This window comes from Halovivax cerinus, assembly GCF_024498195.1.
Lineage (GTDB): Archaea > Halobacteriota > Halobacteria > Halobacteriales > Natrialbaceae > Halovivax > Halovivax cerinus.
In genome coordinates, this window is record NZ_CP101824.1 from 2,886,251 (window position 1) to 2,900,513 (window position 14,263).

A 14,263-nucleotide genomic window follows, 5' to 3' on the forward strand; every position below is an offset into this window, starting at 1 on the left:
TACGAATCCGAGACCTGGAGTGATATCGAACCGGATGGGCGACGGATGGAATCGGTCTGCGGCGTGGCGGTGGAACAGGCGGAGATCGAATCCCGGCTGGCGATCACCGATATCGGTCACTGCCGCTTCCAACTTCGTAGAGGACGAACTCGCCGTTCGAGACGTACCGGGCGGACCCGTCGTAGGACTCCAGGTCTTCCAGTGCGGCCGGGTCGTAGTTGAGTCCCCGGTAGAGTCCGTGCTCGCGGACCGTGTCGAATTCGCTCACCGCGAGGAAGTACGGGTCTTCGTCCGCGTAGGCGTACTGGTAATCGCCAGCGTTGAACTCCGCCGCGTCGACGACACCCGTACCCGGCCCGACGATACCCGCCTGAGCTGGGCTCATCGACTCGACGCCGTAGATGGCGTGGTTGAACCGGTACGTGGTGTAGCCGTACCCCGCGTAGGGCTGGTCGTCGGGTCCGTTCGTGATGGCGGTCTCGTACCCGTGGTAGGTCTCCTCGGAGACGTGCTGTGTCGGGCTGTATATGAACGGCGAGGCGAAGACCGTCGCCAGCGCGAGCACGAGACACGCGCCGAGCACGATGGCGACGAGGGCGTTCGGCACGGCCGCTGGCGCGTACCGGCTGGTCCAGCCGACGAGCCCCGTCAGGGCGATCGCGCCCACGATCGTCAGGACCACCGCGATGAACCCGACCTGCCTGAACGCCATGGTCGACGTTCCCAGGAAGTAGACGGCGACCATCGCTCCCAGCGGGAGCAGGGCGGCCCCGAGGTACGTTACGGTCGTTCGAGCCTCCGGGGCGGACCGGCTCCGCCCGATCCAGACGATGAGTACGTAACAGCCGGCGAACAGTCCGATCAGGCTGGTGACGAGAAAGAGTTTGGCGAACAGTTCCGGGACACTCCCGCCGATCTCGGCGAGAGAGGCACTCCGCTGACCGACCGCCTCCTCCCCGCCGACGTCCGCGCGAACGAGTCCGTACGCCAGTCCCAGGACCCCCTCGCGAAACCGCTCGTTCGCCAGGACCCAGACACCGAAAGCGCCGGCGAGGGCGGCAGTGTGGCCGTACGTCGTCGGGTGTTCCAGGATCGGGTGGGCCTCGTTCGAGCGGCGGCGGACGAGATACTGCACCCCCGTGATGCTCGCCAGCACGACGACCGCGCTGGCCATCTGCTGTGGGTGAATCAGCAGCAGGGTGAACCCGGTAAGGGCGATGAGCGCGCTGTAGGGCGACCCGACCAGGGGCAGGCGAACCGGCGGTCGACGGTAGAGGTAGGCGAAGACGGCGAAGAGGAAGACCGGCACGAAGAACAGGGCGTTCGTGTTGCTGTGTGCGCCCATGTGCGTCGCGACGTTGTTCACCGGGAGGACGAACCAGGCACAGACGGCGGCGATGCCGGCGGCGAGCGGGCGGTCTGTGACCGCGTAGACGATCAGCGGGACGAACAGGACGAAGGGGACGAAGAGCACGACGACCGCGAGCATGAGCGCCCGCGGAACGTCGAACCCGCCCGCGACCGACAGGGCGGTGGCGACGCCGTGCAATCCAGGATACAGGAGTTCGTGGGGCGCCAACGTTCCGGCGTGGAAGTCCCGCACCCAGCCAAGGTGGGTGAGACCGTCACCCATGCCGATGAAGAAGTACCCGCGGACGAGCGGCAGACTCACGATCGTGGTGACGACGAACCCCCCTAATCCGATACCGATCGCCTGGTGGAGTCCGCGCATAGAAAGCGCCATCGTCACCGCGATCACGAGCGCGAGTCCGAACAGTATCCAGGTCGACGTGGGCGTTCCCGCGTAGATCGACGGTTCGTATCCGGTGGCTGGATTCGACCGAGCGATCAGTATCGCGGCGGCCAGTGCGACGAACCCGACGGTCAATACGGTGTTGGCGTGGAACTTACGCATCTGTTGCCCCTCGTGACGGCCATCGTCCGTCGTCGTCTCGTCTCGTCGGACCCGACGGGGCGCTCGTACCGGTCCAGGTGGGTGTGAACGTCGACCGACCGCACGCACCACCATCGTCCGACGGATTGATCCAGTGGCTCGACGGACGCCTCGATCTCGTGTCACTGGGGCGGCGTCCGAGACGCCGTCCACCGACTCCGGGGGAGACGCCGTCTCTCCCGGTTCGTTCGCCGCGGCGGGCGGCACGCGGCTGATGGGCGACGAGACACATTCGTCTCGGTGCAAGCGTGGTCGGTCGTTTGTTATCCCCAGACTAGCCGATCGTACGGTCGTCGATCGCCACTGGCCGAGGCCGCCGGTTGCCGGTGGCCCGTCGCCTCCCGGCCAGCATCGATCTGGCTGTCACCGTTGACTGCGGGTACTTTTGGCGAATCCGGTGGTGTCCGTGGGTGGAGATACCGAGGACACGATGTCAGAAATACGTATCGACGAGGTGCGAGTCGACGGGTCTGAGCTCGAGTGTATCGTCAGCGCGACCGGCGATCTCGATCGGTTCGTCGCCCGGGAGTCGTTCCGGGTCTCGTACGACAGATCCATCGAGGGGGTTCCGCGCGCGATACTGGTGATCCCCGCGCTGGCCCAGCTCTGTCCGGTCGCCTGGGCCAGGGGTGGTGACGTTGCGGCACCGGTGGTCGACGAGCGGTTCGCCAGGTCACTCAGGGACGTCCGCGACGCGCTGCTCGACATGCACGACTTCATGGTGGGTGGGTCACTCCGCGCACCACGTACCGACCCGCCGGATCCGCCGGCCACTGACGAGAGCGGCCTCCTCTTTACTGGTGGTGTCGACTCGACTGCGTCGTACGTCCGCCATCGGGGGGAGTCGCCGACGCTCGTGAGCGTTCGTGGGTGGACGATAACGCCGGATCCGTCGGACGACAGGAAATGGGAGACGATGCGTGAGCGCGTCTCGGCGTTCGCCGATCCGCGCGGGCTGGAGACGGCGTTCGTCGAGTCGAACATGCTCCGCTTCCTCGATCACCCGATGTTGCTCGCTCACTACAAGCGCTACGTGGACGGCGCCTGGTACAGCTCGGTCGGACACGGTCTGGGACTTACGGGGCTGTGTGCGCCGCTCGCGTACGCGAGCGGGATGAATCACCTCTACGTCGCCGCCACCCACTGGGAGGGGATCGATCTCGCGTGGGGCTCCCGTCCAGACGTCGACGACAACGTCCGCTGGCGCGGGACGCAGTGTCACCACGACGGGTACGAACTGACGCGTCAGGAGCGCATCGATCTCCTCGCAGAGTACGCGGCGGATTCGTCCCACGACCTCACTCTGCAGACGTGTAACGAACGCCTCTCCGGGAACTGCGGCCGGTGCGAGAAGTGCTACCGGACGGCCATCGGCCTGCGACTGGCCGGTCTCGATCCGAACGAGCACGGCTACGCCTTCGCCGACGACGACTATCGGATCGTCCGGGAGGCGTTCGAGCAGGATCGCTGGGTGCTCGGTCTCGACGAGCGACACATGTGGGAGGACATACGGAACCGGACACGTGAGACGCGCCCTCGATCGGCCCCGGAGCGCGACTTCTTCGACTGGCTCGACGCCGTCGACCTGGACGATCTCGTCGACGCGTCGAGTCCACCGCTCTCACACCGCGCCCTCCGGGCGGGCGCCCGAACGCTCCCGACGGGCGCGTACAGGCGTCTGTATCCGGTCTGGAAGGAAGTATCAGTCGTCGGACGGCGGCTCGTGGATTCGTCCTGAGCAGTCGTCTCGGCACCGCCGTCTCGCGCAGTCGCAGAATCGGCGCTACTCCATGTACCCGAGACCCCTGAGTCGGGTCTCGACGTCGGAGAAATCGTCGTCGACGGAACCGTCGGTCTCGGGTGCGGAGACGTCGTGTCGACGGACTTTGGTGCTCGCCGGCTGCGAGCCTCGATCGAACGCGTCGAAGAGGACGCGCCCGTCGGCGCTCGCCGGGACCGGTTCGTCGAGAGCGTGGAGGATCGTCGGTGCGACGTCGACCACGCGAGCGCCGCGAAGCGTCGCGCCTGCGTCCATCGCCTCGCCACGGCACAACATGATCCCGGTGCTCTCGTGACTGGCCACAGTGGAACCCGTCTCGCCGAAGGGTTCGTCGGTGATGGCGTTACGCGTCTCGTATCCGGAGCGTCCGTTCACCACGAGATCGGGAGCGCTATCGTCCGTCGGGAAGAGTTCATCGCCGTCGAACACGCGGAGTATCGGTTCCTCCGAGTCGGGGTCGGTCACGGACTCGAAGAGGTCGGTCAGGTCCGACTTGAGCGCGGGGACAGCTCGCGGTTCGACCGTTCCGTGCGCGAACCGGTCGGTGTCGTTGACGTACACGTTTCCGGCGTCGTGCACGAACGCCGTCGTGTGCGCGTAGTCGACGTCGTAGAGGGCGTGATCCCCGGGGATCGACTCGGCGACCGAGTCGACGAGTCCTCTGGGGAGCGCTGTCGCCAGTCGTTGCTCAGAGATGCCGACCGTCTCGAGCATGGATGTCACCCGATCTCTGGTGATACCGAGCCTGGAGAGGGCCCCTCTCGTACCCTCGTCTTCCCGTCTGGTGAGGTAGCCTGCCTCCTCGAGGAAGTGATTCACGTAGACGAGCGATGCTATCTCGCCGAAGCCGTGGTCCGACACGACGTAGAGGTCGGCGCCACACTCGTCTACGTACTCCATCACACCGCCCAGAACCTCGTCGAGCTCCCGGTAGTGCGCTCTGAGCCGCTCTTCGTCCCAGACGAGGTGTTGAAATCGATCCGGTGCGGTGAAGACGAAGAAGCAAAGGCGCCAGTCCGGGGTTCGATCCAGCAGCAGGTCGAGCGCCGCGCGTCGATCGTCCAGCACGTCGCCGACGGCTGCCTCGAACGCGTCGAGGTCGTCCGCGTACGACGGATAGTCGAGGCTGATCCGATACGACGGGATCTCCGCTGCGATCTCTTCGGCGAGTTCGGGCGGGTGCGTGAACGTGGCGTCGGTCGACGGGGTCATCATCCCGGAGACGATGGAGCCGTCGATCTCGTCCGGTGGGTACGTCAGGGGGACGTTCCCGACGATGGCGGGCGAGAGCTGGTGCCAGAGTGACGGTTGTCTGACGTCCTGGCTGGTGTACATGCGGTGCGTGTACTCCGGAGAGAGCTTCTGGAAGCCATATATTCCGTGTTTGTCCGGCCACACGCCGGTCGCGATCGAGGGCCACGCGAGCGGCGTCGTCGGTGGTCGCGTACTCTCGAGTGGGCCGGCCGCCCCTTCGGCCCGAAGGCGGGCGAAGTTCGGGAGCGTACCGTCGTCGGTCCACCGATCGATAAACCGCCATGGGACGCCGTCGAGACCGAGAACGAACGCTCGTCCGGTCCCTGCTGTCGAGCCTGACATGTGATCTCTCGAGGTGCACCTGCACCTGCTACCGGCCGAGTTGGTATCGCGGCGGTTTTGTTAAGGGGGCGCTGTGATGTCGGACGTCCGTGGAGTCTGTTCGACAGGACGGACCGCCAGGTCGACTGGTTCGCGATCGATCGACTGGACCCGCCCGCCGGCCGTCGGAATCGGAGTGATCCGCGTCTCGTCGGGTCGCCGTGTTCCGGGCATCGACTCACCCGTCGTTCGTGACGGTTTCCGGCCCCGTTTGCCTCGCATACGCTTCACACGCCAGTCATAACAAACCGCTTCCCCCGCGGTCTGTTGGTATGTCCGTCTATCCAGAGGCGATGGACCGTGGGTAGCATCGTCATCTCTATCGACGCGGAACTCGGCTGGGGTTTTCACGACCTCCGTCGCGTCCCGGCGGGACGCGTCGAGAACGCTCGCTGGGGCTGGGAGTCGACGCACGAGCTGTTGGACCGATACGACGTGCCAGCCACCTGGGCCGTGGTCGGTCACCTGCTCCTGGAGGAGTGCGACGGCCGGCACCTGGATCACCCGACGCCGCCCGGCTGGTTCGAGCGGGAGCGGACGGTCTGGGCCGACCGTCCGGATCTCAGATTCGCACCCGACCTCGTCGACCGGATCGTCGACTCGTCGGTCGAGCACGAACTGGCCGCACACTCGTTCTCACACGTCCTGTTCGGCGACGACGAAACGACGCCGGCGATCGCCCGGGCGGAGTGTCGCCGCTCGAAGGCCGTCGCAGCGGAGTGGGGGCTCGATTTCGACTCGTTCGTCTTTCCCCGAAACGACGTCGGCCATCGAGACGCCCTCGCCGAAACCGGGTTCTCCGTCTACCGCGGCCGCACGTCGCTTCCGGAGGGTGCCTCGAGCGTCCTCTCGACGCTCGCACGGGACGAATCCCTACTCGTCGAACCGCAACTCGACCGTCACGGACTCGTCGACGTTCCGGCATCCGTCTTCCTCTTCGGTTTCGAGGGAGCGATCAGGCGCGCTGCACAGCGTATCTGGAGCGATCCGATGGTCGAACTCGCACGACGAGGGATCGATCAGGCCGCCGCCAGCGATGGGCTGTTCCACCTCTGGTTGCACCCGAACAATCTCACGACGCCCGCCGACGTCGACCGACTCGAGCGTGTCCTCGAACACGTCACTCACCGACGAGCAGACGGCCAGCTCAGGGTCGAGACGATGCGAACGGTCGGCGAGCGTGTTCGGTCTGCGCACTCGCCCGTCGTGGACGGCGATCAGACCCGTTCGCGGTCGGTCCAGCGACTGTGACGACGGTCGGTGTACGCCGACTGGCTTCGGTTCGCCGACTCGCTGGACCCGATTCGCCGACTCGTTCGCGTCGGTTCGCTCACTCGTGTCGCATGTCGGCGGTCACCGCGTTCCGATCCGACGGAGACTCGCGGGTTCCGAGGGCCCGCAGATATACCTCGTAGACCGCGTCCGTCGTCCGATCGAGGCTCAGTGACTGGACCGCCCGACGTCCGTTCGAGCGCCGGTCGGACCGCAGGACCTCCTCGAGGCCGTTCGAAAGCGCCCGATCTGACTCGGCGACGACGGCGGGTTCGACGTCGGCGAGCCGGCTGGGGACGTCACCGACCGGCGTCGAGACGACCGGCAGTTCGCACGCCATTGCCTCCTTCACCGCGTTTGGCGACCCTTCGCTCCGCGACGTGAGCAAGAGCGCGTCCGCCGCGGCCATGTACGTCGGCATTCGGTCGTGCGGGACTCCCGAGATCGTTCGAAGCCGGACCGGTTCCCGAAACCGATCCCCGACCGTCTCGACGATGCGTTCGGCCCGAGGGTAGTTCTTCACCGATCTGGACGGTGCGTACGGAAAGAGGACGTCGTACCCCGGTTCGGTCCAGCCCACCGCCGACCGCGCTTCGTCGCGATCGCGAGGCGCGAACGTCGACAGGTCGATTCCGTCGGGGACGACGTGCGCGTCGACGTCGAGCTCGCGGGCCATCGTGGACGACATGACGATAACCTCCTCACAGTGGCGTGCACACACGCGACTGAGCGGCGCGATCGATCCGTTGAGGTCTGAACCCCACAGCGAGAGGACTACCGGAACCCGACGCTGGCACAGTGCTGCAGGAGCGACCAGTCCGTAGTGGGCGTGAACGAGATCGTACGACGGATCGAGTGTATTCCTGACGTGGGTCAGGAACCGGAGGTAGTCGACCGGCGACCGACCGCCCGTCGACGTCGGGTCGCCGGGGACGGCCAGGACGGTCGTCTCGACGCCGCGGTCCGAAAGTGCCTCGATCTGCTGCGTCATGAAGGGCGCCTCCTCGTTCGTCGTGAGCGTCAACACCCGCATCGGCGAGCGACGACGCATCGTTGCGGCTTTGTTAGCCATTCCGTGCACACGTCGTATCCACGTCGAACAGCGGCCTTGGCCGGCGTGGTTGTCGGGAAGGCGCAACCGGTGAGTGGGCGGATGCGGTCGCGGTGGAGGGGTTTCCGTCAGTGGTCACCGGTCGTAATCATTCGATGATAACGCGAGAAACCTTTAACGTGTCGTTCGGTGAAGCGGTGATAGTCAGATCGCATGACACTCGTTGAGTACATCGCCGACCTGCTCGCGACGTCCCGACGATCGCCCTCGGCGCCGGAGCGGCGGGAGTCGTCCCGCGTCGTCGGGCCCGTCTCAGAACCCAGAACGGCGCGATCCGGTGGGCCGGACGACGATCCGGAGTCGACGATCGTCTACGAGTGTCGGCGCTGCGGGACGACGGTTTCCTCCGAAACCTCCGCGTGTCCACGCTGTGAGCGGGGTACGATAGCCGCCTATCCGGTCTCCTGACGCGGAGATCGGGATCTCGGTCAGAATTCGTCCCTCGTCACGGCGCCATGGTGAGCAGTCGGAGTCCGACGCCGAGCGTGCGTATCGGCGGTGTCGAGCGCAACGGGGAGGACGTGGCTGGGAGCCCGGATTTGGCTGTGCCACGATCGAACGTGATCACACGCGGGTCTCGAAGTAAGTCGTCGTCGACCACGAGATTTCGGCCCCATTCCGTCGCGCGACATCGGACAGTGGTCGTCACCCGACCCCTCTCGTCGTCTCGTGACGACCGATCGTCGTCAGGTCTCAGGTGATGGTCGATCGCGCATTCTCCGTTCATCGTGCGTCGAGGCGCGCACGAAGCGAGTGACGATTCGTCCCCTCGCGGGAGCCGTCACCGAGGGTCAGCACGTGGTGGTGGGTCCCCTCCAGGTCGAGCGCGTTGCGTCCGTCGAGGACGACGAGCGGATCGACCGCCTCCCAGTCGATCGTCCTGAAGGCCGTGTGCGGGGTCACGACGACGATCGCGTCGAGATCGGCGTCGGGGAGACCCGCCATCGGCAGTGGCGAGATACCGAGGTCGTCCGGGTCGACGAGCGGATCGGTCGCGACGACGGATGCGCCGCGGGCCCGCAGTCGATCCACGACGTCGAGCGCAGGCGCGTGTCGAAGCTCCGGAATCCCCGGACGGTACGTCAACCCGAGGACGGCGACGGTCGCGTTCTCGAGGTCTGTGCCGACGGCGTCGAGTTCTCTGCCGAGTCGGTCGACGACGACGGCCGGCATTCGGTCGTTGACCCGCCTCGCGGTCGCCGTCAGCGGGGTGTCGACGTCGATCTGGCCCATCAGGAAGTGTGGATAGTTCGGGATACAGTGGCCGCCGACGCCCGGGCCAGGATCGTGAATGTCACAGACCGGCAGCTGGTTCGCGGTCTCGATCGCCTCGAGGACGGAGATTTCGAGATCGTCACTGGTCCGGGCGAGCTCGTTCGCGAGCGCGATGTTGACGTCGCGGTAGATTCCCTCGAAGACCTTGACGGCTTCCGCGGTCGTGGCGTCGGCAACCGTCGTCACGCCAGCGGCGTTCACGGGTTCGTACAGTGTCGACGCGGCGCGGGTACTCGCCGCATCGATGCCCCCGACGACCTTGGGGTACTGACCGCGGATGTCTCGGAGCGCCGTGCCGGACGACGTTCGTTCCGGACACACGGCGACGCCGAACGAGCCGCGATCGAGTCCGGTCGCTGATTCGAGCGTCGGGGTCACGACGTCCCTGGCGGTTCGCGGCGGGACCGTCGATTCGAGGACGACCAGGTCGCCCGGGTCGAGTCCGGCCGCGATATCCTCGAGGACTGCCTCGACGGTCGAGAGATCCGGTTCGTGATCGTCACCCACCAGCGTCGGGACGATGACGACGTGTACGGTCGCGTTCGCGGCGGCCGCCGGCCCGTCGGTGGTGGCCGACAGTCGACCCGCGTCGACCTGGTCCGTGACGAGTGGATCCAATCCGGGTTCGTCGACGTGTGCGTCGCCAGCGGACACGCTCGCGACCACCTCCGGATCGACGTCGACACCGGTGACGCGCACTCCGGTATCGGCGAAGACCGCGGCGAGCGGGAGCCCCATCTTGCCGAGTCCGTAGACTGCGAGCGGTATCGCTCCGCCGGTGAGCGCCTCCCGTTCCACCCGGTTCGAGACGCCGCTGTCGTAGAGGCGGTGGCACGCGGCGTCGGTCACTTCGGACTCACCTCGATGTCCGTCTCTCCCGACACGAGTCGGTCGATCTCGCGAACCGTCTCGAGGGCGCGGAGACCGTCGGCCGCCGTCACCGCCGGTTCGATGCCCGTCGTGACCGCGGACACGAAGGACTCGAGTTCCACGCGGAGTGGTTCGCGATTTTTCACCTCCGGCCGCTCGATGACGCTCTCGTGGCGGTACCGACGGCCGCCGTTTCCGGAGACGAACTCGGGGAACGAGTCACGATAGAGCAGGACTGACTGGTCGAGGTAATCGATCTCGACCAGACACTCCGCCGCCGTGATCGTCAGCCGCCGCACCTTTCGCTGGCTCACACGACTCGCCGTAACCGTGGCGACGACGTCGTCGTACTCGAGCGTCGCCGTCGCGTGCTGTCCGTCGGCGGTACCCGTCGCCGCCGTCACCGTCGGATCACCGCCGACGAGCGACTGGACGACGTCGACGTCGTGTATCATGAGGTCGAGCGTCACCCGGTCGGTGGCGGTTCGGTCGATCGGCGGTCCGAGTCGCTTGGCCTCGACGGCGATGACGTCAAGGTCTTCGACGAGCGACGCTGCGGTCTCGACGGCGGGATTGAACCGTTCGACGTGACCGACCTGGAGGACGAGTCCCCGGTCTTCGGCGAGCGCCGCGAGGTCCCGGCCCCTGTCCATCCGGGTGGTGAGCGGTTTCTCGACGAGCACGTGGACGTCGGCTTCGAGACAGCGCTCGACCGTCTCGTAGTGGGCGGCAGTCGGTACGGCGACGGACACGAGGTCGCAGGTCGACAGGAGGGCCTCGACCGATCGAACCGTCGTGCCGTACTCGTCGGCGACTCGGTTCGCGAGCTCCGTATCGAGGTCGGCGATACCCGCGAGTTCGACACCTCTGGACTCGCTGTAGACGCGAACGTGATTCTCGCCCATCGCGCCGACGCCGATGACGCCGGCGCGCGGGGGTACGGGGGCGGTCTGCCTCGTCTTGGTGGTAGCGTGAACGGTGTCTGTCATGGTCTGGTGAGTGGTCCGGGCGGGCGTTTCTGACGGTTCGTCGTCACGGCGACGACACCGGCGTCGGGACGGTCGATCATCGGTCCTCGAAGTGTGCCGAGACAGCGGAGACGACGGCTCGACGATCGGTTTCGTCGAGCGACGGGTGGACCGGTAGCGAGAGGACGCTCGCGGCCGCCCGCTCAGTCTCCGGGAACGACCGCGCGGCCGTGTGAACGGATTCGTACGCGGGCTGGCGGTGGATCGGTCTGTCGTAGTAGATTCCGGCGCCGATGCCGTGGTCGGAGAGCGTTTCGGCGAGTGCGTCACGGTTCTCCGCGCGAATCGTGTACTGATGGTAGACGTGTCGATACCCCGGCGGTTCGACCGGTCGATCGATCGGGAGGTGTGTCAGGTGATCGTCGTAGTAGCGTGCGTGCTCCCGCCTGGCGCGATTGAACGCGGGCAGTCGATCGAGTTGTCGCCGCCCGATCGCCGCAGCGATCGACGTCAATCGGAAGTTGTGTCCGAGTTCGACGTGGCCGTACGTGCGTTCTCCCGTCGGCCGCCCGTGGTTGACGAACCGTGCGACGCGCTCTGCGATCTCGTCCGAGTCGGTCGTAACCATTCCCCCCTCTCCCGTGGTCATGTTCTTCGTCGGGTAGAACGAGAAGCAGGCGGCGTCGCCGAGTGACCCGACGCGGTCGCCGTCGATCTCGGCGCCGTGGGCCTGACAGGCATCTTCTACGACGAACAGGTCGTGTTCGTCCGCGATGGCGACGAGCTCGTCCATTGGCGCGGGGCACCCGTACAGGTGAACGGGTACGAGACCGACTACATCGTCGCGCGCTTCGCAGCACTCCCTGACCGCGTCCGGATCGATCGCGTACGTCTCCGGATCCACGTCGGCGAACACGGGTTGACCGCCGGCCAGCCGGATCGCGTTCGCACTGGCGACGAACGAGAAGGGACTGGTGACGACCGTCTTCCCCGGTTCGACGTCGAAGGCGGTGAGGGTCGCGTGCAGGGCGGTCGTTCCGTTCGTCGTCGCGACGGCGTGATCGGTCCCGCAGTACTCGGCGAACTCGGATTCGAACAGCCGTACTTCCGGTCCATCGGCGAGTTCGCCACGTTCTGCGAGCGCTTCGATTCGATCGAGGGCGGCGGGTCCGACGTCGGGGTCCGCGAGTGGAATGTCTGCCATCGGTAGGTCACTCGATCTGGTTCGGTCGGTCGAGCGGTTCCGGGAGCGGTTCGGTTCGAGCGGGTGCGCCGAGCGCCAGCGTCTCGGCCGGGACGTCGTCGGTCACGACCGATCCAGCCGCGACGAACGCGCCGTCCCCGATCGTCACGCCGGGAAGGATCGTCGCGTTCGCGCCGATCGAGGCGCCGTCCTCGACAGTCGGTCCCTGGAGGTCGGCCTCCCGGCGGATCGGGTACTCGTCGTTCGTCAGCACAGCCCCGGGTCCGACGAAGACGTTCGATCCGATCCGCGTGTCACTCGGGACGTAGACGGCCGACTGGATACTCACGCCGGAACCGATGTCGGTTCGTCCGTCGATGGTCGTTCGGGTGCCGACCAGCACGTCGTCGCCGATGGTGGTTCGTTCGCGCACGAGCACGTGGTGGCCCGTCGTGAATCTGTCACCGATCGTGACGTCGTCGTAGATAATTGCGCCTCGACGAATCGTCGCGTCGTCGCCGATCGTCGGCGGCCGACCGCGTTCGGTTCCGATCGCTGCGTCGTCGTGTATGTGGCAGTTTCGACCGTAGGGTGCGTTGGTCACGTTCGATCACCGCGTACCGATTGGTGGCTTGGTCTTCGCATGTTGATACTCGACTGCACGATCCGGTTGCAATCAACCCACACCTCCGGCCATCGAGGCTTTGTTATCCATCACTTGCGGGAAACGTAGCCCCGATCTACGAGGGACAGCCCGAGCGAATGCCGCGATAGTGTACCGGCTGTCGACGGCGGACGACGATACCGACTGGTGCACGACGCAGCCGATCGGCGCCCCGCACGGTCGGTGTCTTTCTCCCTGACGACCGGTCTGTCCCGATCTGACGTCCGTCACGGTCTCTGACCGGTACAATCGGCTTTCGCAGGGGTAGCCGGGAGATAGTAAAACCCACGTCCGCCGTCTCGACGTCCGTGAGATATCCGATTACAGCCGCCACAGCCGAATCGGAAGCTTCGACGGAGGGCCCGGATGAGTGACGACGGACTCGGGAAGGCAACGCTCTTCGACGTGTTCAGCAACGCTCGGCGACGGATGGCCGTCAGGTATCTCATCGACGTCGAGGGGACGTGTGACCTCACGCCGCTCGTCGAACAGGTAGCCGCGTGGGAAAATGGTGTTGGACTCGACGACGTTACGCGTGCGCAACGACGACGCGTCTACATCTCCCTCTACCAGACGCACCTCCCGATGCTCGCGGACCACGGCGTGATCGACTGGGATCCCGAAACCCACCGGATCACGCTGCGCCACGACGGTCGAACCTTCGCGCCGTACCTGGAGCAGGCGGGAGGAGCCCGTTCCTGGGGGTTGGTGTACGCCGGTGCGGCGGTCGGTGGCGCCGCGGGTGTGTCCCTGGCCGTCCTGTCCGTCGGACCCGTCACCACGGCGATCGCGCCGACCATCGCAGCGATAACCTGCCTCGCCGTCCTCGTCGTCGTCGCAGTACAGGTTCTGTCCAGGCGAACCGGCGGACTTCCGTCGGTCGGCGCCGACGAGTGACGATCGCCGCCGTTCGTCGACACATTCTGGCACGTCAGGCACACCGTCTCGTCGATCTCCGACTGGACACGGCGCCGACACTGGTCATCTCGATATCGGTCGCTTCTGGGCGACTGACCCCCCTTCTCGCAGTGGAGAGCGTGTCGAACGAGTCCGGACTGTCCAGTCGATGATGGCCGCTACGGTCGCAGTGTGACCAGCCGTTCGAAGACGGTGGAGTACCGTCGGGTCGAACCGACCGTCCAGACGGGACGGTTTCTCCACGACGATGACTGGTGATGCGAAACGAAGGAACGACGAAAGCGGATTGACTCGAAAGTGATCGGTCGTGGCCTGAGTGTGCATTCCATCGATCGAGATCGGCCGTGGCCTGTCGTCCTCAGATGGATTCTGGTAGGTCTCTGTGTTCCCCTACACCGCGGTGACAGGCTGGCTACGTCACGGACGATCAGCTCGGTCGCCCCACTCGTTGATCGTCCACCCTGCGGTGCTCTGCGTCCGGGCCTGGACGATCTGCGGTGGCCGCGTGCGCGATCGGAGACGAAGATGGCTTCGTCCGTCCACATCTCGTCGGCGGCGGACGGTATCGTCGGCAGGGTAGCTCCGCAGGCGGTACGAAGCCGTAGGATAGTTTGAGCCGATCCTTCGATCCGG

The 14,263-nt window shown here is 66.1% G+C and carries 11 protein-coding genes; 4 read left to right on the plus strand and 7 right to left on the minus strand.

The genetic code is table 11. The features are described from left to right. Positions 1–103: 103 nt before the first annotated feature. Positions 104–1,915 (minus strand): hypothetical protein, encoded by a 1,812-nt coding sequence (locus tag NO366_RS13630; RefSeq protein WP_256531337.1) that lies wholly within the window; start codon positions 1,913–1,915, stop codon positions 104–106. 469 nt (positions 1,916–2,384) lie between these two features. On the opposite strand from NO366_RS13630, the gene NO366_RS13635 reads away from it, so the two are divergent. Further along, on the plus strand, positions 2,385–3,692 hold the full coding sequence (locus NO366_RS13635; protein WP_256531338.1) for a hypothetical protein: 1,308 nt from the start codon (positions 2,385–2,387) through the stop codon (positions 3,690–3,692). Positions 3,693–3,737: 45 nt separating this feature from the next. Here NO366_RS13635 and NO366_RS13640 read toward each other — a convergent pair whose 3' ends face one another. Next, the gene (locus NO366_RS13640) at positions 3,738–5,330 is read right to left on the minus strand and encodes an alkaline phosphatase family protein (protein WP_256531339.1); all 1,593 of its coding nucleotides are present in this window, start codon (positions 5,328–5,330) and stop codon (positions 3,738–3,740) included. A gap of 339 nt (positions 5,331–5,669) precedes the next feature. On the opposite strand from NO366_RS13640, the gene NO366_RS13645 reads away from it, so the two are divergent. Continuing rightward, on the plus strand, positions 5,670–6,620 hold the full coding sequence (locus tag NO366_RS13645) for a polysaccharide deacetylase family protein (protein ID WP_256531340.1): 951 nt from the start codon (positions 5,670–5,672) through the stop codon (positions 6,618–6,620). A 79-nt stretch (positions 6,621–6,699) separates the two neighbouring features. Here NO366_RS13645 and NO366_RS13650 read toward each other — a convergent pair whose 3' ends face one another. After that, entirely contained in the window at positions 6,700–7,713 is a 1,014-nt protein-coding gene (locus NO366_RS13650) for a glycosyltransferase (protein ID WP_343217305.1), read from the minus strand. A 192-nt stretch (positions 7,714–7,905) separates the two neighbouring features. Between NO366_RS13650 and NO366_RS13655 the strand changes: the two genes are divergently transcribed. Beyond that, a complete protein-coding gene (locus tag NO366_RS13655) occupies positions 7,906–8,160 on the plus strand; it encodes a hypothetical protein (protein ID WP_256531341.1) in 255 nt (84 codons plus the stop codon). Between the two features lie 315 nt (positions 8,161–8,475). Here the strand turns inward: NO366_RS13655 and NO366_RS13660 are convergent, their stop codons facing one another. The 4 genes from NO366_RS13660 to NO366_RS13675 all read right to left on the minus strand — a co-directional run bounded on the left by NO366_RS13660 (position 8,476) and on the right by NO366_RS13675 (position 12,652). Beyond that, the gene (locus tag NO366_RS13660; protein WP_256531342.1) at positions 8,476–9,876 is read right to left on the minus strand and encodes a nucleotide sugar dehydrogenase; all 1,401 of its coding nucleotides are present in this window, start codon (positions 9,874–9,876) and stop codon (positions 8,476–8,478) included. Continuing rightward, positions 9,873–10,886 carry a Gfo/Idh/MocA family protein gene (locus NO366_RS13665; protein ID WP_256531343.1) on the minus strand — a complete coding sequence of 338 codons (1,014 nt, stop codon included), beginning with the start codon at positions 10,884–10,886 and terminating at the stop codon, positions 9,873–9,875. Before NO366_RS13665 ends, NO366_RS13660 begins: the two co-directional genes overlap by 4 nt. A 76-nt stretch (positions 10,887–10,962) precedes the next feature. Next, positions 10,963–12,069 (minus strand): DegT/DnrJ/EryC1/StrS family aminotransferase, encoded by a 1,107-nt coding sequence (locus NO366_RS13670; protein ID WP_256531344.1) that lies wholly within the window; start codon positions 12,067–12,069, stop codon positions 10,963–10,965. Between the two features lie 7 nt (positions 12,070–12,076). Next, positions 12,077–12,652, minus strand: coding sequence for an acyltransferase (locus NO366_RS13675; RefSeq protein ID WP_256531345.1), 576 nt, complete (start codon positions 12,650–12,652; stop codon positions 12,077–12,079). A 426-nt stretch (positions 12,653–13,078) separates the two neighbouring features. Here NO366_RS13675 and NO366_RS13680 point away from each other — a divergent pair, with 426 nt between their 5' ends. Beyond that, positions 13,079–13,609: a DUF7344 domain-containing protein gene (locus NO366_RS13680; protein ID WP_256531346.1), complete on the plus strand. Its 531-nt coding sequence runs from the start codon at positions 13,079–13,081 to the stop codon at positions 13,607–13,609. The last annotated feature ends 654 nt before the right edge of the window (positions 13,610–14,263 follow it).